Annotated in this window: 14 protein-coding genes and 6 pseudogenes; 9 read left to right on the top strand and 11 right to left on the bottom strand. The window is 62.8% G+C overall.

The annotated features are described in order from the left end of the window. Positions 1-131: 131 nt before the first annotated feature. A complete protein-coding gene (locus BVER_RS04030; protein ID WP_050452187.1) occupies positions 132-458 on the bottom strand; it encodes a hypothetical protein in 327 nt (108 codons plus the stop codon). A 214-nt stretch (positions 459-672) separates the two neighbouring features. Further along, complete coding sequence (gene lexA, locus BVER_RS04025; RefSeq protein WP_050452186.1) at positions 673-1,350, bottom strand: transcriptional repressor LexA; 678 nt, start codon at positions 1,348-1,350, stop codon at positions 673-675. 268 nt (positions 1,351-1,618) lie between these two features. Here lexA and BVER_RS04020 point away from each other — a divergent pair, with 268 nt between their 5' ends. The 6 genes and pseudogenes from BVER_RS04020 to BVER_RS03995 all read left to right on the top strand — a co-directional run bounded on the left by BVER_RS04020 (position 1,619) and on the right by BVER_RS03995 (position 7,608). After that, positions 1,619-2,641: a sulfate ABC transporter substrate-binding protein gene (locus tag BVER_RS04020; protein ID WP_050452185.1), complete on the top strand. Its 1,023-nt coding sequence runs from the start codon at positions 1,619-1,621 to the stop codon at positions 2,639-2,641. Between the two features lie 97 nt (positions 2,642-2,738). After that, positions 2,739-3,604, top strand: a pseudogene (cysT, locus tag BVER_RS04015) (sulfate ABC transporter permease subunit CysT). Then, positions 3,601-4,503, top strand: coding sequence for a sulfate ABC transporter permease subunit CysW (gene cysW, locus BVER_RS04010; protein WP_050452184.1), 903 nt, complete (start codon positions 3,601-3,603; stop codon positions 4,501-4,503). Before cysT ends, cysW begins: the two are co-directional and overlap by 4 nt. Before the next feature lie 13 nt (positions 4,504-4,516). Further along, positions 4,517-5,625: pseudogene (locus BVER_RS35115) on the top strand (sulfate/molybdate ABC transporter ATP-binding protein). A 30-nt stretch (positions 5,626-5,655) separates the two neighbouring features. Continuing rightward, positions 5,656-6,582, top strand: coding sequence for a CysB family HTH-type transcriptional regulator (locus BVER_RS04000; protein ID WP_050452183.1), 927 nt, complete (start codon positions 5,656-5,658; stop codon positions 6,580-6,582). 30 nt (positions 6,583-6,612) lie between these two features. Continuing rightward, entirely contained in the window at positions 6,613-7,608 is a 996-nt protein-coding gene (locus BVER_RS03995; RefSeq protein ID WP_083452033.1) for an asparaginase, read from the top strand. Between the two features lie 207 nt (positions 7,609-7,815). Here the strand turns inward: BVER_RS03995 and BVER_RS03990 are convergent, their stop codons facing one another. From BVER_RS03990 to gcl, 3 genes and pseudogenes are all read right to left on the bottom strand, one after another. After that, positions 7,816-8,724: a 2-hydroxy-3-oxopropionate reductase gene (locus BVER_RS03990; RefSeq protein WP_050452181.1), complete on the bottom strand. Its 909-nt coding sequence runs from the start codon at positions 8,722-8,724 to the stop codon at positions 7,816-7,818. A 27-nt stretch (positions 8,725-8,751) separates the two neighbouring features. Continuing rightward, positions 8,752-9,552 (bottom strand): hydroxypyruvate isomerase, encoded by an 801-nt coding sequence (gene hyi / locus BVER_RS03985; protein ID WP_050452180.1) that lies wholly within the window; start codon positions 9,550-9,552, stop codon positions 8,752-8,754. 39 nt (positions 9,553-9,591) lie between these two features. Continuing rightward, positions 9,592-11,367, bottom strand: a pseudogene (gene gcl, locus BVER_RS03980) (glyoxylate carboligase). Between the two features lie 76 nt (positions 11,368-11,443). Here gcl and BVER_RS03975 point away from each other — a divergent pair. Continuing rightward, complete coding sequence (locus tag BVER_RS03975) at positions 11,444-11,854, top strand: hypothetical protein (RefSeq protein ID WP_232316371.1); 411 nt, start codon at positions 11,444-11,446, stop codon at positions 11,852-11,854. 96 nt (positions 11,855-11,950) lie between these two features. Then, entirely contained in the window at positions 11,951-12,445 is a 495-nt protein-coding gene (locus tag BVER_RS03970; RefSeq protein ID WP_050452179.1) for a hypothetical protein, read from the top strand. A gap of 57 nt (positions 12,446-12,502) precedes the next feature. On the opposite strand, the gene BVER_RS03965 is transcribed toward BVER_RS03970, so the two are convergent. Then, the gene (locus tag BVER_RS03965; RefSeq protein ID WP_232316370.1) at positions 12,503-12,919 is read right to left on the bottom strand and encodes a response regulator; all 417 of its coding nucleotides are present in this window, start codon (positions 12,917-12,919) and stop codon (positions 12,503-12,505) included. Between the two features lie 239 nt (positions 12,920-13,158). On the opposite strand from BVER_RS03965, the gene BVER_RS03960 reads away from it, so the two are divergent. Further along, on the top strand, positions 13,159-13,398 hold the full coding sequence (locus BVER_RS03960) for a hypothetical protein (protein ID WP_050452178.1): 240 nt from the start codon (positions 13,159-13,161) through the stop codon (positions 13,396-13,398). Here the strand turns inward: BVER_RS03960 and BVER_RS33340 are convergent. From BVER_RS33340 to BVER_RS03940, 5 genes and pseudogenes are all read right to left on the bottom strand, one after another. Further along, positions 13,395-14,303, bottom strand: a complete 909-nt coding sequence (locus BVER_RS33340; protein WP_232316372.1) for a TolC family protein — start codon at positions 14,301-14,303, stop codon at positions 13,395-13,397. The genes BVER_RS03960 and BVER_RS33340 overlap by 4 nt on opposite strands. Positions 14,304-14,386: 83 nt before the next feature. Further along, positions 14,387-14,680 (bottom strand): annotated as a pseudogene (locus BVER_RS33335) (efflux transporter outer membrane subunit); the annotation flags it as partial. A 145-nt stretch (positions 14,681-14,825) separates the two neighbouring features. Next, positions 14,826-16,405 (bottom strand): annotated as a pseudogene (locus tag BVER_RS03950) (DHA2 family efflux MFS transporter permease subunit). A gap of 4 nt (positions 16,406-16,409) precedes the next feature. Then, positions 16,410-17,450, bottom strand: a pseudogene (locus BVER_RS03945) (HlyD family secretion protein); the annotation flags it as partial. Positions 17,451-17,907: 457 nt separating this feature from the next. After that, positions 17,908-18,654 carry an IclR family transcriptional regulator gene (locus BVER_RS03940; protein ID WP_050452177.1) on the bottom strand — a complete coding sequence of 249 codons (747 nt, stop codon included), beginning with the start codon at positions 18,652-18,654 and terminating at the stop codon, positions 17,908-17,910. Positions 18,655-18,706 lie beyond the last annotated feature (52 nt).

Raw genomic sequence — 18,706 nt, 5'->3', positions numbered from 1 at the left:
AAAGCGAAGCCTCTTGACGTAAGGACGGTCAGAAATTGACCGTCCTCGCGCCGGATAAATCCCGACGTCGCCTCCGGATTCGTCGCCATACGTGCCGAAGCCCACATTGACCGCCGAAAGTCAGTCCAGAGTCAGGCCAGAATGCCGCCGCGAATACCGGCCCGTTCCTCGTCGATGCAACGATCCAGCATGCGCGACACTTCATCGATCTTGCCGACCAGAATCACGCGCGATTCGCCACGATACACGCGCACGGGCGCGCGCCGCTCGGGTTCGGCATGCACGCCGCTATTAAGCGACACGCGCGCAAAAGCCGGCTGACGCGACGGCAGCGCGGGCATGTCGTCGAAGAGATCGGGCGTGGCTTTCGGACGCGCGACGCCGCAGGAAATCAGCGTGCGCAGATGGCGCAGACGACCGAATTGGCGAAAGGGCAACAGGCGGGCAAAGCGTTCCATGATGACTCTCCAGGCGATAGAACGCACTGCGGCGCGCCGCGAGGCGACCGTCGTCCTTGATATGTGTTGAACTACGAAGCAGTTGCTGACGTTGAGATGCTGAGACTTATAGTGCGCTACGACCGGGACACTTCATGTCTCGCCGTGCGGGCGTTTTTCAGCAAATTCGCGAGGATGAGACGCGAATGTGGACAACGCGCAACTGTTCGTGCCGTCAGAATTCGCCTGAACGAATCAGACCCACTGCAATGCCTTCCAGCGCGAAATCCGCGCTGCCGGAACGCACGAAAATATTCTCGTAGTCTGGGTTCTCCGCGATCAGTTCGACACCGTCGCGATGACGTTTCCAGCGCTTGACGGTGACATCGTCGCCCAGACGCGCGATGACGATTTGCCCGTCCTTCGCTTCATTGCGCTTCTGCACCGCGAGCAGATCGCCGTTGAGAATACCCGCGTCGCGCATGGACAGACCGCGCACCTTCAGCAGATAGTCCGGCCGGCTCGAAAACAGCGCCGGGTCGCAAGCGTAGTGCTGCGAAATATGCTCTTGCGCGAGAATCGGGCTACCTGCCGCGACACGCCCGACCAGCGGCAACGACAACTGCATGATGCTCGGATGCGGCAAGGTGAACTGATGCGGCTCGTCGCGCAGCGAATCGTCCGCCTGCGGATTCAGCAGCCGGATGCCGCGCGACGAACCCGCCGCCAGTTCGATGACGCCTTTACGCGCCAGCGCCCGCAGATGTTCCTCGGCGGAGTTGGCCGAACTGAAGCCGAGTTCCGCCGCGATCTCGGCGCGCGTGGGCGGAAAGCCCGTGCGGTCGATCGCGCGCTGGATGAGTTCGAACACCTGCTGTTGCCGCGCGGTGAGTTTGTTGGTCTTGGTGGTCACTGGCTCGAGCCCCCGCTAACGTGGAGATGCACTGTATGGATGGACAGGTGACTGTATTTTTATACAGTATCGAGCGCATTTCAAGCTTTACTTTAAGTTCGGGACGGCGCGCGTCCCGGACGGGCGTTTTCGTCGGCGCGGGCTTTTTCCAGCGAGGAATAAGCTTCTTAGCAGTTTTTCGTATAAAAGACTGAAAAACGACTATTTCTAATCATATAGACCGCTCGATAGACTGATTCCGTCAATTCGATAAGACGGAGAACGGGGAATGCAAAGCATCAAAAGCGGATTGCGACGCGCGTTCGCAGTGGCGGCACTCGCGGCCGCGAGCATCGGCGCAGTCGCACCGGCGCACGCCGACACGTCGTTTCTGAACGTGTCCTACGATCCCACGCGCGAGCTGTATCAGGACTTCAATCAGGCGTTCGCGAAGAAGTGGAAGGCGGAAACGGGCGAGACCGTCACCTTCAAGCAGTCGCACGGCGGCTCGGGCGGTCAGGCGCGCGCGGTACTCGACGGCTTGCAGGCCGATGTCGTCACGCTCGCGCTGGCCTATGACATCGACGCGCTGGCGTCGAAGGGCATCGTCGGCGCAGACTGGCAGAAGCGTCTGCCGGACAACGCATCGCCGTACACGTCGACGATCGTGTTTCTGGTGCGCAAGGGCAATCCGAAGCATCTCAAGGACTGGAACGATCTGACCAAGCCAGGCGTGTCGATCGTCACGCCGAATCCGAAGACCTCGGGCGGCGCGCGCTGGAACTATCTGGCGGCGTGGGCGTATGCGCTGCATCAGCCGGGCGGCAACGAGCAGACCGCCAAGGACTTCGTGACCAAGCTCTACAAGAATGCCGGTGTGCTCGATTCCGGCGCGCGCGGCGCGACCACCAGCTTCGTGCAGCGCGGTCAGGGCGATGTGCTGATCGCCTGGGAAAACGAGGCGTTTCTGTCGCTGAAGGAATTCGGCCCGGACAAGTTCGAGATCGTCGTGCCGTCGGTGAGCATTCTGGCGGAGCCGCCGGTCGCGGTGGTGGACAAGGTCGTCGACAAGCACGGCACGCGCAAGCTGGCCGAGGCGTATCTCAAGTATCTGTATAGCGAGGAAGGGCAGGAGATCGCGGCGCGCAATTTCTATCGGCCGCGTTCGGACAAGGTGCCGGCGTCGCTGACTAAGCAGTTTCCGAAGCTCAAGCTCTATACCGTCGACGACACTTTCGGCGGCTGGGCCAAGGCGCAAAAGACGCATTTCGCGGATGGCGGTGTGTTCGATTCGATCTATCAACCGCAATAAGAGCCGCAATTTCGGTTCTACGACGACGCGGCGCGACCATGACGCCGCGCGTCGCTCGTGTCGCAGGCGCTTCCCCGGCGCAAAGGAAGATTCAAGGATGAGCACCTTCACTTTCAGGAAGCCGAGCGCGTTACCCGGCTTCGGTCTGACGCTCGGCATCACGCTGGCTTATCTGAGCCTCGTGGTGCTGATTCCGCTGGCCGCTACCTTCGCCAAGACCGCGACGCTGCACTGGCCGCAGTTCGTGCGCGCGGTGACATCGCCGCGCGTGCTGGCGTCGTATCGGCTGACCTTCGGCGCGGCGCTCGGTGGCGCGTGCATGGCTTTCTGGTCGCGTGGGTGCTGGTGCGCTATACGTTTCCGTTCAAGCGCGTGGTCGATGCCATCGTCGATCTGCCGTTCGCGTTGCCGACGTCCGTCGCCGGTATCTCGCTCGCGGCGGTCTATGCGAACAACGGCTGGATCGGACAGTATCTCGAACCGCTCGGGTTGAAAGTCGCATTTACGCCGCTGGGCGTGCTGGTCGCGCTGACGTTTATCGGCTTGCCATTCGTCGTGCGGACCGTGCAGCCGGTGCTCGAAGACTTCGAGCGCGAGCAGGAAGAAGCGGCCGCGTGTCTCGGCGCATCGCGCTGGCTGACGTTTCGGCGCGTCGTGCTGCCTTCGCTGCTCCCGGCCTTGCTGACGGGCTTCGCGCTGGCGTTCGCGCGCGCGCTCGGCGAGTACGGCTCGGTGATTTTCATCGCGGGCAATGTGCCGATGAAGTCGGAGATCACGTCGCTGCTGATCATCACCAAGCTCGAACAGTACGACTATGCCGGCGCGACGGCGCTTGCGGTCGTCATGCTGTGCGTGTCGTTCCTGATGCTGCTGCTGATCAACACGCTGCAATGGTTCCTGCAACGCCGCACCAGCAAGACGGGCGCGGCGCCGGTGACGCAGATCGCGGGAGAACTCGCATGAGCCGCGTGCTGCCTTTGAACGCGCCGGTGCGCCGCGATGCGCACACGCTCAATCCTGTCACCGAGCCGCGTCTGGTGCGCTGGCTGTTGACGGGCATCGCGCTGGCGTTTCTCGCGCTGTTTCTCCTCGTGCCGCTGGTCGCGGTGTTCGTGCAGGCGTTCGCGAAGGGCTTCGACTATTACTTCGAGTCGTTGAAGGATCCCGACGCGTGGGCCGCGATCAAGCTCACGCTGATGACGGCGGCTATCGCCGTGCCGCTGAATGTCGCCTTCGGATTGGCGGCGTCGTGTGCGATCGCTAAGTTCGAGTTTCGCGGCAAGGCGCTGCTGACGACGCTGATCGACTTGCCGTTTTCGGTGTCGCCGGTCATCTCGGGTCTCATCTATGTGCTTATGTTCGGCGCGCAAGGATGGTTCGGCCCGTGGCTCGCCGATCACGACGTGCAGATCATTTTCGCGGTGCCGGGCATCGTGCTGGCGACGATCTTCGTCACGTTCCCGTTCGTCGCGCGCGAGCTGATTCCGCTGATGCAATCGCAGGGCAACGAAGAGGAAGAGGCGGCGCATGTGCTCGGTGCATCGGGCTGGCAGATTTTCCGGCGCGTGACCTTGCCGAACGTGCGATGGGGCCTGCTGTACGGCGTGATCCTCTGCAACGCGCGCACAATGGGCGAATTCGGCGCGGTGTCGGTCGTATCGGGCCACATTCGCGGACAGACCGACACCATGCCGCTGCATGTCGAAATCCTCTACAACGAATACAACTTCTCGGCGGCGTTCGCTGTGGCATCGCTGCTTGCCTTGCTGGCGCTCGTCACGCTGGGACTCAAGCTGATTGCGGAGCGGCGCATGACGCAAGCCGCCGACGAAACGAAAGCCGTAGCCACGGCACAGAACTGAAGGCAGGCACATCATGAGCATCAACGTACGCAATCTGCAAAAGCGCTTCGGCGATTTCACCGCGCTCGATAACGTCACGCTCGATTTTCCGGCGGGCGAACTGGTGGCGCTGCTCGGGCCGTCGGGCTGCGGCAAGACCACGCTGTTGCGCGTGATCGCCGGCCTCGAATTCGCCGATGCGGGTCAGGTCGTGCTGCACGGCGAGGACGTCGCGCAAGTCGGCGCGCGCGAGCGGCAAGTGGGCTTCGTGTTCCAGCATTACGCGCTGTTCCGCCATATGACGGTGTTCGAAAACGTCGCGTTCGGTCTGCGCGTAAAGCCGCGATATGACGGTGTTCGAAAACGTCGCGTTCGATCTGCGCGTAAAGCCGCGTCGCGAGCGTCCGTCGGAGGCGAAGATCCGCGAGAAAGTGCATGAACTGCTGAAGCTCGTTGCAACTCGATTGGCTCGCGCAACGCTTTCCGTCGGAACTGTCGGGCGGGCAGCGGCAGCGGATCGCGCTGGCGCGGGCGCTGGCCGTCGAGCCGAAAGTGCTGCTGCTCGACGAACCCTTCGGCGCGCTCGATGCAAAGGTCCGCAAGGAGCTGCGAAGCTGGCTGCGCCGCCTGCACGACGATCTGCATATCTCGACGCTGTTCGTCACGCACGATCAGGAAGAAGCGCTGGAAGTGGCGGATCGCATCGTCGTGATGAATCATGGTCACGTGGAGCAGGTCGGCAGCCCGCAAGACGTGTACGATCATCCGCAGACGTCCTTCGTGTACGAATTCCTCGGTGCGGCGAACCAGCTGCAAGGTCAGGTCGATGCGAACGGTTTCGTCGCCGATGGCGCGACGCGTGCCATCGCGACTCCGGCGTCGTTCGCGGGACGCGCGCTCGCGTATGTGCGGCCGCACGACCTCGCGCTGTATCCGGCGGATGGCGCGCATCGCGATGGCATCGTCGTGGACGTGCGGCGCGTGGTGACGCTGGGCGGCTCGGTGCGCGTCGAACTCGCGGGCAACGCGGGCGGCGTGCTCGAAGCGGAACTGGACCGGGAAGCATGGCGCGCGTTGAAGCTCGATATCGGCGATGGTGTCACCGCCGTGCCGCGCGCGCTGCGTGTTTTTCCAGCGCAATGACATAAAAAGAGCATCAAGGGAGAGGCAAACATGAATTTCCAGCAATTGCGCTTCGTGCGCGAGGCCGTGCGTCAGAACATGAATCTGACCGAAGTCGCGAACGTGCTGTACACGTCGCAATCGGGCGTGTCGAAGCAGATCAAGGATCTCGAGGACGAACTCGGCGTCGATATTTTCATCCGGCGCGGCAAGCGCCTGACGGGTCTCACCGAGCCCGGCAAGGAAGTGCATCAACTGATCGAGCGGATGCTGCTGGACGCGGAGAATCTGCGCCGCGTCGCGCGCCAGTTCGCGGATCAGGACAACGGGCATCTGGTCGTCGCGACCACGCATACGCAGGCGCGTTACGCGTTGCCGAAGGTGATTCGACAGTTTACCGAAGTATTTCCGAAGGTGCATCTGGCCTTGCGTCAGGGCAGTCCGCAACAGATCGCGCAGATGATCATCAACGGCGAAGCGGATATCGGCATCTCGACCGAGGCGCTCGACCGTTATCCGGATATCGTCACGTTCTCGTGCTATTCGTGGCATCACACGGTCGTGGTGCCGAAGGATCATCCGCTCGTCGGGCGCGAGAACATCACGCTCGAACAGATCGCGGAGTATCCGATCGTCACGTACGACAACGACTTCACCGGCCGTTCGCATATCGACCAGGCCTTCGCCAGCGCCGGCGCGATTCCCGATATCGTGCTGACCGCCATCGACGCCGACGTGATCAAGACGTACGTCGAGCTCGGCATGGGCGTGGGCATCGTCGCGGCGATGGCCTACGACGCGAAGCGCGATTCCGAACTCGTCGCGCTCGATACGCAGCATCTGTTCGAAGCGAGCACGACGCGCGTCGGCCTGCGCAAGGGCGCGATTTTGCGCGCATATGCGTATCGGATGATCGAAATGTTCGCGCCGCAACTGAGCGAAGCGCAGATCGCCTCGCACCTGCGCGAAGCCGCTTGAAAGCATGCCGGCTGATTTACAATCGCCGGCATGAACACACCTCACTCTCTCCCACGCATCGCGGTGCTGGCGACCGGCGGCACCATCGCGGGCCAGGCGGGCGATGCATCGAACACGACGGGTTATAAAGCGGGCGTCGTCGGCGTCGACAAGCTGCTCGACGCCGTGCCCGCGCTCGCATCCGTCGCACGAATCCATGCCGAGCAAATTGCGAGCATCGACAGCAAGGACATGAGTTCGGCGCTGTGGACGAAGCTCGCGACGCGCATCAACGAACTGCTCGCGCAGGACGATATCGACGGCGTAGTCGTCACGCATGGCACCGATACGCTCGAAGAAACCGCGTATCTGCTGCATCTGACGGTGAAGAGCGCGAAGCCCGTCGTGCTGACGGCGGCGATGCGTCCGTCGACTGCGCTATCCGCCGATGGTCCGCTCAATCTGCTCAACGCGGTGACGGTCGCGGCGTCCGCAAGCGCGCAGGCGCAAGGCGTGATGGTCGCGTTCAACAACCAGATTCACAGCGCGCGCGACGTCACCAAAACCAGCACCTATGCTGTCGATGCATTCCGCTCGCCGGAAACGGGCGTGCTCGGCTTCGTGCAGGACGGCCGCGTCGAGTTTCAGCGCGGCGTCACGCGCGCGCATACGACATCGAGCGAATTCGCGATCGGCGATCAATGGCCGATGGTCGAGATCGTCGCGAGCTATGCGGGCGCGTCGCGAGTCGGCATCGATGCGATGGTGCAGGCGGGCGTGAAGGGCATCGTGGTCGCGGGCACGGGCAACGGCTCGATGCACGCGAGCCTCACCGACGCACTCGCCGATGCGGTGAAGCAGGGCGTCGCGGTCGTGCGTTCGTCGCGTGTGGGTTCGGGTCATGTGATGCGCAACGGCGCAGCATCGGACGAAGCGCTCGGCACGGTCAGCGCGGGCACGCTGAATCCCTACAAGGCGCGCGTGCTGCTGATGCTGGCGCTGGCCGCCAACGCGCCGGACATGCAACGCGTTTTCGACAAGTACTAAAAGCAAAAACGCGAACATGACGTTCGCGTTCTCGAAATACGGGAAAATCCGACGCGGACACCCGACGACAAACCGTCTGACCGACCAAGGCTTCCCCGGCGCACCGCCGGGTGCCGCTTCTCGGACCCCACTTGCCGCCTTCAGCCCAGAGCGGCATTTGTCCCGCGTGCCCATACGCGGGACGCCCCACGGTTCAGGTGTTCGTCGTTACGCAGCGGCTTTCGCCTGCTGCGGCTCGTCGGCCACCTGGAAGTTCGACATGATCTCGAGCGCACGCACCATCGCCGAGTGATCCCACGCCTTTCCGCCGTTCGCCGCGCACACGCTGAACAACTGCTGCGCGCTGGCGGTGTGGGGCAGGGCGAGGCCCATCTTGCGCGCGCCGTCGAGCGCGAGATTCAAGTCCTTCTGATGCAGTTCGATCCGGAAGCCCGGGTTGAACGTGCGCTTGGTCATGCGCTCGCCATGCAGTTCCAGAATGCGCGATGCCGCGAAGCCGCCCATCAGTGCCTTACGCACGCGCTCCGGATCGGCACCCGAGCGTGCCGCGAACAACAGCGCTTCGGCGACGGCTTCGATATTCAGCGCGACGATGATCTGGTTCGCGACCTTGCAGGTCTGTCCCGCGCCGTTATCGCCGATGTGCGAGATGTTCTTGCCCATCAGATCGAACAGCGGCTTGGCGAGATTGAACGACTTTTCCGGGCCGCCGACCATGATCGTCAGCGTCGCCTCGCGTGCGCCGACTTCGCCGCCGAAGACCGGCGCATCGAGATAATCGCAGCCGAGCGCGTTGATCTTCTTGGCGAACTCCTGGGTGTCGAGCGGGTTGATCGAGCTCATGTCGATCACGAGCTTGCCCTTCGTGAGGCCGTTGGCGACGCCGTCATCGGCGAACAGCACGGCTGCGACATCGGGCGTGTCGGGGACCATCGTGATGACGATCTCGCTGGCTTGCGCGACGGCCGTCGAATCGTCGACGACTTGCGTCTGCGAGCGGATATCGTCGGGCACCGGGAACTTGCCGTTCACGACGAGCTTGTGGCCGCCCTTCAGGAGATTGCGCGCCATGTGCGCGCCCATGATGCCGAGTCCGATAAAACCGATCGTTGCCATACCTGATGCTCCTCCTTGTGTCTTTCGTTACGCGGTGGCGGCAGCTTTCACACCGCCGATGCTCTGCAGCCAGCCCAGACCCGCATCGGTGCCCTTGAGCGGCTTGTATTCGCAGCCGATCCAGCCTTGATAGCCGATCTCGTCGAGCAGCCCGAACAGGAACGGATAGTTGATTTCGCCCGTGCCCGGTTCGTTGCGGCCGGGGTTGTCGGCGAGTTGGATATGCGCGATCTTCGGCAGATTCTTCCTGATCGTCGCGGCCAGTTCGCCTTCCATGCGCTGCATGTGATAGATGTCGTACTGCAGGAACAGATTGTCGGAACCGACCGCCTGAATCACGTCGAGACCTTCCTTCGAACGGTTCAGCGCGAAGCCCGGAATGTCGTATGAATTGCACGGCTCGACGAGCAGGCGAATGCCTTCCTTCTTCAGCGCGTCGGCCGCAAAACGCAGGTTCTCGACGATCGTCGTGCGCGCCTGTTCCGCCGATACGCCCGCCGTCGGAATCCCGACGAGGCAGTTCAGTTGCGGCACGTTCAGCGCCTTCGCATACTCGATCGCGCGCGGCACGCCTTCGCGAAACTCCGCGACGCGATCCGGCAGACACGCGATGCCGCGCTCGCCCGCATCCCAGTTACCGGCGGGCAGGTTGTGCAGCACGATCTGCAGATCGTTGTCCTTCAGGCGCTGCTGAATGTCGCCGATCGAAAACGCGTACGGGAACAGGAACTCGACCGCCTTGAACCCCGCGTTCGACGCCGCCGCGAAGCGGTCGAGGAACGGGACTTCGTTGAACAGCATGGTCAGGTTCGCAGCAAATTTCGGCATTGTTCTTTCCTGTTGGTCGGTCAGTGGAGCGCTCGCGATTCAGTCGAGCGGCGTCACGGCGGTCGGTGCATCCGCCTTCGTTTCCGCGAGTTCCTCGAACTCGTTGATCGCGTCGATTTCCGTGCCCATCGCGATGTTGGTCACGCGCTCGAGAATCATCTCGACGACGACCGGCACCTGATGTTCGGCGGCGAGCGCCTGCGCCTTCTTCAATGCGGGCGCGATCTCTTCCGGCTTGAACACGCGCAGCGCCTTGCAGCCGAGACCTTCGGCCACCGCGACGTGATCGACGCCGTAGCCTTCGAGTTCAGGCGCGTTGATGTTGTCGAACGCGAGTTGCACTCAGTAATCCATGTCGAAGCCGCGCTGCGCCTGACGGATCAGACCGAGATACGAGTTGTTCACGACCACATGCACATACGGCAGCTTGAATTGCGCGCCGACGGCGAGCTCTTCGATCATGAACTGGAAGTCGTAATCACCCGACAGCGCGACGATTTTGCGTTGCTGGTCCGCCGCGCGCACGCCGAGCGCCGCCGGAATTGTCCAGCCGATCGGGCCGGCCTGGCCGCAGTTGATCCAGTTGCGCGCCTTGAACACATGCAGGAACTACGCGCCCGCGATCTGCGAGAGACCGATCGTCGTCACGAAACACGTATCGCGATCGAACGCCTGGTTCATCTCTTCGTAGACGCGTTGCGGCTTCATCGGCACGTTGTCGAAGTGCGTCTTGCGCTGCATCGTGCGCTTGCGTTGCTGGCAATCCGTGACCCAAGCGCTGCGGTCCTTCAGCTTGCCCGCCGCCTTCCATTCCTTGGCCACTTCGACGAACAGTTCGAGCGCGGCCTTCGCGTCCGACACGATGCCCAAGTCCGGCCCGAACACGCGGCCGATCTGCGTCGGCTCGATGTCCACGTGCACGAACTTACGGCCCTTGGTATAAACCTCGACGCTGCCGGTATGGCGATTCGCCCAACGGTTGCCGATGCCCAGCACGAAGTCCGAGGCGAGCATCGTCGCGTTGCCGTAGCGGTGCGACGTCTGCAGACCGCACATGCCGGCCATCAGCGGGTGATCGTCGGGAATCGCGCCCCACGACATCAGCGTCGGAATCACCGGCACGCCGAGCGTTTCCGCGAACTGCACGAGCAGGTCTTCGGCCGCCGCGTTGAGCACGCCGCCGCCCGAGACGATCAGCGGCTTCTCCGCGTCGTTGAGCATGGTCAGCGCTTTTTCGATCTGCACGCGCGTCGCTTTCGGCTTGTAGACCGGCAGCGGCTCGTAGGTGTCGATATCGAATTCGATTTCGGCGAGCTGCACGTCGATCGGCAGGTCGACCAGCACCGGACCCGGACGGCCCGAGCGCATCAGATGGAACGCCTGCTGGAACACGCGCGGCACCAGCGCCGGTTCGCGCACGGTGACAGCCCACTTGGTCACGGGCTTGGCGATCGATTCGATATCGACGGCCTGGAAATCTTCCTTGTACAGACGCGCGCGCGGCGCCTGACCGGTGATGGCGAGAATGGGGATCGAATCGGCTTGAGCGGAATACAGGCCGGTGATCATGTCGGTGCCCGCCGGACCCGACGTGCCGATACAAACGCCGATATTGCCCGGCTCGGCGCGCGTATAACCTTCGGCCATATGCGATGCGCCTTCGACGTGGCGCGCCAGCACATGGCTGATGCCGCCGGACTTTTTCATCGCCGAGTAGAACGGGTTGATGGCCGCGCCCGGCACGCCGAACGCGGTGTCGATTCCTTCTTTCTCCAGCACGAGGACGGCTGCGTCGACGGCTCTCATCTTGGGCATCGTTGTCTCCTTCGGGGGTCTCTATTCGAAATCGCTGTCGCAACAACGTATCAATAACGAGAGAGTGAGAAGCATCATGCAGCAGGCAGTCGAACACCACTTCGCCCGGACGATGTACCTACTCGGCCAGATCGGCGCGATCCTGTGCCACGAGCGCGGCCCGCGCTCCGACACGTCGATTCTCACCACGATGGCGTCGCGTCCCGCCGAGGGCTTCTGGCAGGCCGTATCGGCGATGAACGAATCGTGTCCGCCCACGCGCAGCGTCGGCCGGAACTTGCTGCGCTGGAAACGTCATGAAATCGCCCGGCTGTCGCAGATGCTGCCGCGGCCGTTGCCCGACGAAGCATCGTCGCTGGAGCAGATGCCGTTCTGGGCGGGCTACTGCGAGTATTGGAACCGCATGCTGAAGACGCCTGTCGATGCGGATACGAACGGCGCGTCGAGTATCGCTGACCAACATCCGTTACGACATGTCAACGCCTGACATGCGGCATCTGTTCATCGGCTTGCGACGCTCGGTCAAGTGAGGCAAACTTTCGCGTCGGCGGGTTTTGTTTTCACTTGTTTAGGATAACGAATCTTGAAAAAGATGCGGCCCGTCATCGAGCATCGGTGCGTCGCGCCGGGCATCACCGAGGAACACCAGATGAGCGATATGAAGATCACGATCGGCGCGGACGGGCAGACGGTCGTCTCGCGCGACGTGGCTATCGAAAAACAATGCGCGGACCTCGCCCGCTCCATTCGTGCGTTGACGGAAGTGCTAACGCTGCCGGGCGGTCTGCAGCATCTGTCGAATTGTCCGGAGTCGAGTCAGGCCGACGTCTTCACGCTGCTGCGCGCGCTGACCCACGAACAGGCGGCGCTGACGCAGGCGATGGAGCAGCATGCGAGTCCGAGCGAGCGCGAGGACGCGTTTCGTCGCGCGTTCCGATCGGGATACAGCGCGGGACTTCAGCGCACGTCGTCGGTGCGCGGCGAAGTCGATATCAACGAGCCCGTGATCCGCACCTCGGCCGGTCTGTCGAGCGCGTTTCAGCATGGCGCGTGGACGGAGCACAAAACCGAGCATTGACAGCTTGGTGTTTTCCGATCAGCGCGTTTCCCGCGCGGACGCGCATTCAAAAAAGTATCAGCGCATCAGCGCGATCATATTGTCGAGCTCGGTCGGCTTGACGAAATAGCCGTTGAAGCCGGTGCGTTGCGCGCGCGTCCGGTCTTCGTGATTCGTGCAGCTCGTATGCGCGATCAGCAGCATGTCGAGATCGATCGCGCGGATCGCTTCGGCGGCTTCCCAGCCGTCGCCGAGCGGCATCATCAGATCGAGCAGCACGACGCCCGGCCGCCACTTGCGCGCGAGCGCCACCGCATCGAGGCCGGTATGCACCGCGCGCACCGTGAAATCGGCGTCCTCGAGCGCGAGGCAGATGGCGCGCGTCGCGTCGATATCGTCATCGGCGATCAGCACGCGCGGTTCCTCCGGACGCATCGCGCGTACCGGAATCTGCCACATGGTGGGATCGGCTGAGCGGTCGGATAATTGCATCATGGCGGCCTCGGAATGAGCGCTAATTCCAGCAACGTTCGTTCCCTTGCGCGCGTCCGGTCGGGACCGCGCGGGAGGTTCAGTCTGCGCGCGGCTCGCGAAGTTACACTTCGGGAATACCCGGTGCCATCGGTGTCGTCGTGCATGCGCCGCTTTCGCGCATCGTGCGCAGCTTTTGCACACGCGATGAAACACGCCGGTGCGGGAACCTCATCAACCTATCGTCGATAAAAGGCAAAACGATGTTCGTGGTCTATTGGCTCGCGCCATGCAACGGCGACGCAAGCGAAGCGCACTTCCAGCGCTTCGACGCCGACGCGCTCGCCGACGCCTTGCAGTTCGCCGAAAGCCTGCGCAAACGTCAGGCGCTGGGCGAGGACATCGGTTTCGTGACCTTGTGCAGCGAGAATCCGCAATCGGTGGGCAAGCCGGGCGCGGCCGATCCGGCCGCCGATTATGACTGGAAGAAACGCCGCCGTTAATTCTGTGCGGTAGCTTGCCCGTCGCCCTGCCATCCGCCGCCGAGCGACTTGTACACGGCGATGAGATTCGTCGTCACGTTGACGGTCGATTGCGCGAGTTGCTCGCGCGTTTGCGCCAGTTGTCGCTCGGCATCGAGCACGGTGACGAACGGCGTAATGCCCTTGCGATAACTGTCCGTCGCCAGTTGCAGGCTGATGCGGTTCGCCTCCACGGTCCGCACCAGCGCCGCGCGGCGATCCTGCTCCGTGCGATAGTTGACCAGCGCGTTATCGACGTCCTGCAACGCGCCAAGCACCGTCTGCCGATACTGCAACGCCGCCGCGCCCGCTTCCGCCTTCGCCACCCGAACGTTCGCTCTGAGCTGCCCGCCTTCGAAAATCGGCAGCGAAATGCTCGGGCCGACCGACCAGAACAGGCTCGACCAGCGCGCCGGATATTCGGGCGTCGGCGCGCAAGCGTCGATGGCAAACCGACCGGCACCGTCGGCGGCACGGGCGGCACGACGGCGCTGTTGTTGGCATCGGCGAGTTCGGCATCGAGCGTGCCGGGCGGACTGCCGGTCAGCACCGACAAGCCGTTCATCGCCTGCGCGATCTGCGCATCGAGCGACGGCAAATTCGCCTGCAAGGTGCCGACTTGCGCGCTCGCGCTCTGCACGTCCTGCTGGCTCGTCAGCCCGACGCGCGCCTGTTCGCGCGTGAGATCGAGAATCTGCTGCTCGGCGTCGATTTCCGCGAGCGTGATCTGCTTGATGGCCTGCGCGCCGCGCAACTGGGCGTACGTCCGTGCGACTTCCGATTCGAGCGAGACCAGCGCATCGTTGCGGCTTTCGATCTGCGCCTGCTCTTGCGCATTCGCGGATTCGACCGAACGCCGCACGCGCCCGAACAGATCGAGTTCCCACGATGCATCGAAGCCGTATTGGTACAGCGTCGTCGGCTGCGTGATCGAATCGAGTCCCTGGCGAATCTGCGTGCCGTTGTTGCCGCCGATATTGTTCACCTGATCGTAGACGCCCTGTGATTCGAGGATGCCCTTCGCGCCGAGCTGCTCGCGCGTAACCTTGGCATTCGCGCTGATTTGCGGCAAACCGGCCGCGCCCGCCGCGATCGATTGCTGACGCGCTTCCTCGATACGCAACACCGCCGCCTGCAAATCGAGATTGCCCGCGACCGCGCGATCGATCAGCGAATCGAGCGTCGGATCGTTGAACTGCTTCCACCAGCGCGGATCGGGATCGGCGGTGGTCTGCACGACGGACGGATTTTCCGCGTACGGCATGCGCGCATCGGCCGATGCGTTTTGCACGCGCTGCGTGTCGCTCCAGTCGTCGGGCGCCTTGACATCCGGCGATTTGAAATCGGGGCCGACCGCGCATGCGGCGAGCAGCGCGCTCAATGCGAGTACGGAAAGACGCGGTGTCATCTCAATGCCCTCCCGCCTGACCGGCCGCTTTCACCGGCGAGAAAAACAGCGAAAGCGGTATGAACAGGAACGAGAAGATCGCGCACGCGAGAAACACGTCGAGATACGCGAGGATCGTCGCCTGTTCGACGAAAGTCTGGTACATGCGACCGGTCGCGGCGGTCATCGCCGACGACATCGACTGGCCCGTATCCATCAGCGTGCGCGCGATGCGATTCACCGAATCCGTGTACGGCTGATTCAGCGGCGTCATATGCTCGACCATATGCGCCATGTTCGCCTGCGTGCGCTCGCGGATCGCCGCCGTCGCGAGCGAAATGCCGATGGAACCGGCGACATTGCGGAACATCGTGAAGAGCGCGGAGGCATCGTCGTTCAACGATTTCGGCAAGGACAAATAGGCGAGCGTCGTCACCGGCACGAACAGAAAGCCGATGCCGATGGATTGCGCGCTGCGCATTTTCGTCAACGTCACATAGTCGATGTTCGGCACGAGATGATGCGAATACAGCAACGCGCAGCCCATCAGGAAGAAGCCGAACGCGACCAGAAAGCGCGTCTGGATCACGTTCATCAGTTTGCTGACGATCGGTATCAGGAACACGATGCACACCGCGCCCGGCGAGAGCACAAGGCCAGCGAGCGTCGCCGTATAACCAAGCTGCTGCTGCGCAAGCTGTGGAATCAGCACCGCGCTCCCATAAAGCACCGACGCGAAGCCGACAATAGCCGCCGACCCAAGCGCGAAGTTGCGATCCTTCATCACGCGCAGATCGACGACGGGCTTCTTCGCGTAGAGCAGCCAGAACACCGCGCCCACGAGCCAGTGCGCCGACAACACCGCGAAGGTCGTGATGAAGGTCGAATGGAACCAGTCGTCGTCCTCGCCGCGATCGAGAAACACTTGCAGGCAGCCGAGCCCGATCGCGATCAGCCCGATGCCGATGCCGTCGAAGCCGATCTTCTTGCGGTCCTGCTTCTGCTGCCACGGCGGATCTTCGACGAACTGCGTCACCGCGATGGTCGTCAGCACGCCCACCGGCACGTTGATCAGAAACACCCAGCGCCAGGTGAAGTTATCGGTGATCCAGCCGCCGAGCGTCGGACCGAACACGGGCGCGACGACGATCGCCACCGCCGAAATGGAGAACGCACGGCCGCGCTGTTCGGGCGGGAAGATATGATCGATTGCTGGCTCGGTTGCAGACCGCCGCCGAAGAAGCCTTGCAGCAAGCGAAACACGATCAGTTCGCCGAGATTGCTCGCGATGCCGCACATGAAAGAGCACACGGTAAATGCGCCGATGCAGATCAGAAAATAGCGTTTGCGCCCGAGGATCTTCGAGAAATACGCGGAGATCGGCAGCACGATGCCGTTAGCGACGAGATACGACGTGAGCGTCCACGTCGCTTCGTCGTAGCTGGCGGACATGGTGCCGGCGATATGCGGCAGCGCGACGTTGACGATAGTCGTGTCGAGCACTTCCATGAACGCCGCGAGCGTGACGACGACGGCGATCAGCCACAGGTTCGAGCGTGGCTTCCAGCCGCTGTGATCGTGTTCAACTTGCGTATCGCTCATGGCGTCAGTGCCTCAGCAAAACAGTAGGCACGACGGACAAGCCGAGCGGCAAGGACGTCTCCGGTTTCAGACCATCGTCGATGATGATCTTCACCAGCACGCGCTGCACGATCTTCACGAAGTTGCCGGTCGCGTTTTCTGCGGGGAAAGCCGAGAAGCGCGAGCCGCTGCCGAGCTGGATGCTATCGACATGACCGTGCAGCTTCATGTTCGGATACGCGTCCACGTCGATATCGACCTTATCGCCGGGATGCATGCGGTCGAGCTGCGTTTCCTTGAAGTTGGCCGTCACCCACAGACGCCGCGTGACCAGCGTCAGAATCGACGTGCCCGCTTGCAGAAAGGTGCCATATTGCACGTTGCGCTTGGTGATCCAGCCATCGGCGGGCGCGCGCAGTTCGGTGTACCCGAGATTGAGATTGGCGGTTTCGAGTTGCGCCTGCCGCACCTGCTGACGCTTTTCCTCGACATTGGCGACGACGGTCGCGATCTGCTGCGGCACGAGACTGGCCGTGCGCACCTGCGCATGCGCCTGCGCGACGCTCGCCTGCGCGCTCTTTTGCTGAGCGGTCGCGGTATCGATGTTCTGCTGCGAGGTCGCGCGAATATCGACGCTCTTCTGCCGCTGATACGCCGTGCTCGCCTGCGCCAGATTGGCGCGCGCGGTCTGTTCCTGCGCTTCGGCTTCGGCGAGTTGCGCGGGATACTGCACGCGCGCGACATCGAGTTGCCGCTGCGCCGATTACAGTTGCGCCTGCGCCAGCCCGAGTTGCGCGTTCGCCTGATCGACCTGCGCCTGGAAATCGCGCGGATCGATCTTGATCATCAGATCGCCCTTGTGCACGAAGCGGTTGTCGTCGATATTCATCGCCACGACATAGCCCGATACTTTCGGCGCGATGGTCACGACGTCGCCGTCGGTGTAGGCGTCGTCGGTGCTTTCCTGATCGCGCGTCATGAACCACCAGATGATTGCGCCGATCGCCAGAATCACGACCACGATGGCGAGAATCACCAGCGGCTTCTTGCCGGGCTTCTTGCGGCCGTTGCCATTTTCCTCGCTGCCGTCATTGCCATTGCCGTTGCCGCCGGCCTTGCCTTTGACCTTCGGTTGACTCGGTCATCGTTGCGCTCGCCTGACGCGCCGCTCGCGGCGGCGCCCGGACGTGATGCGTCTTGGGTGTCGTTTAGGTCGGACATTGCCGCTCACTCGTGTCTTGACTCGGCGTTGAATCCCGGTCGATGCGTCGATCACCGGGCGGAACCGCGGGCTGAACTTTGCGCGTACAATCACATGAATGGTGCGCGTAAGGCGTTGGTCATTCGCGTGCATTCGAGCGGAGACGCCAAGCAATCGACGTTCCTCGTCGCGTGTGGATCGTGCGAATCGTGCGAGCCGAACGTGCGTGCGGGTTAGCACGGAAACGGCGGTTTATCGGACAGTAGGGCGGAAGGGAGTTTTAATCCGGAAGGTAAAACTTCTACGCATCAATATGTGGGAATCAAAGCGCACCGCGCAGTTGTCCCGCAAGCTGCACTACGCCGATGCAGATGAGCTTCTCGCGTTTGGCGTCGAGCCGTCCGACCGGCACGCTCGCCGATACCGCGACGCGCTTGCCCGCCGGCGTCATCCCGACGTAAGCCGCGAAGCACGCGATGCCCGCCGCCACTTCCTCGCGCTCGATCGCCAGGCCGCTCGTGCGGATCACCGCGAGTTCGCGCAGCAAGGCCGCGCGCCGCGTGACGGTATGCGGCGTCACCGCTTCGAGCCGCTCGGGCAATCGTTCGATGACGGCATCGTCGGACAGGCCCGCGAGCAGTGCCTTGCCGAGCGCGCAACAATGTGCGGGCAAACGCGAGCCGAGATCCGACACCAGCCGCACCGGCCGATGCGGATCCTCGCGCGCGACGTACACGACATGCACGCCATCGAGCACGGCCAGTTGCACGACCTCGTTATGCTTGGCGATGAACTCGCCCGCGCCCTTGCGAAACGCCGCCTGCAACTGATCGTGACGCTTGTAGGCATTGCCCAGTTCGAACAAGCCGACGCCGATCATGTAGCCATCGTCGCGCTTGTCGATCCATTGCAGACGCGTGAGCGTATCGAGCAGCAGATAAAGCGTGCTGCGCGACAGACCGGTCCGTTCCGCGAGCGTGGCGGCGCGCACCGGCTTCGCGGCAGTGGCGAGCAGGTCGAGAATATCGTTCGTGCGACGCAGCGCGGGCACTTCGTAAGACTTGTCCATATGAGCAACAACTGAGCGACGACGGTCGAATCCCGCTATGTTCCAACAGGTT

The sequence above is a fragment of the Candidatus Burkholderia verschuerenii genome (genome assembly GCF_001189365.1).
Taxonomy (GTDB): domain Bacteria; phylum Pseudomonadota; class Gammaproteobacteria; order Burkholderiales; family Burkholderiaceae; genus Caballeronia; species Caballeronia verschuerenii.
This window is presented reverse-complemented; position numbering and strand designations above follow the sequence as displayed.

What these genes read in the sequence shown, in the direction of transcription:
- BVER_RS04030 (WP_050452187.1), bottom strand. Translation starts at nt 458, where the DNA reads ATGGAACGCTTTGCCCGCCTGTTGCCCTTTCGCCAATTCGGTCGTCTG.
- BVER_RS04020 (WP_050452185.1), top strand. Translation starts at nt 1,619, where the DNA reads ATGCAAAGCATCAAAAGCGGATTGCGACGCGCGTTCGCAGTGGCGGCA.
- cysW (WP_050452184.1), top strand. Translation starts at nt 3,601, where the DNA reads ATGAGCCGCGTGCTGCCTTTGAACGCGCCGGTGCGCCGCGATGCGCAC.
- BVER_RS04000 (WP_050452183.1), top strand. Translation starts at nt 5,656, where the DNA reads ATGAATTTCCAGCAATTGCGCTTCGTGCGCGAGGCCGTGCGTCAGAAC.
- BVER_RS03995 (WP_083452033.1), top strand. Translation starts at nt 6,613, where the DNA reads ATGAACACACCTCACTCTCTCCCACGCATCGCGGTGCTGGCGACCGGC.
- BVER_RS03990 (WP_050452181.1), bottom strand. Translation starts at nt 8,724, where the DNA reads ATGGCAACGATCGGTTTTATCGGACTCGGCATCATGGGCGCGCACATG.
- hyi (WP_050452180.1), bottom strand. Translation starts at nt 9,552, where the DNA reads ATGCCGAAATTTGCTGCGAACCTGACCATGCTGTTCAACGAAGTCCCG.
- BVER_RS03975 (WP_232316371.1), top strand. Translation starts at nt 11,444, where the DNA reads ATGCAGCAGGCAGTCGAACACCACTTCGCCCGGACGATGTACCTACTC.
- BVER_RS03965 (WP_232316370.1), bottom strand. Translation starts at nt 12,919, where the DNA reads ATGATGCAATTATCCGACCGCTCAGCCGATCCCACCATGTGGCAGATT.
- BVER_RS03960 (WP_050452178.1), top strand. Translation starts at nt 13,159, where the DNA reads ATGTTCGTGGTCTATTGGCTCGCGCCATGCAACGGCGACGCAAGCGAA.
- BVER_RS03940 (WP_050452177.1), bottom strand. Translation starts at nt 18,654, where the DNA reads ATGGACAAGTCTTACGAAGTGCCCGCGCTGCGTCGCACGAACGATATT.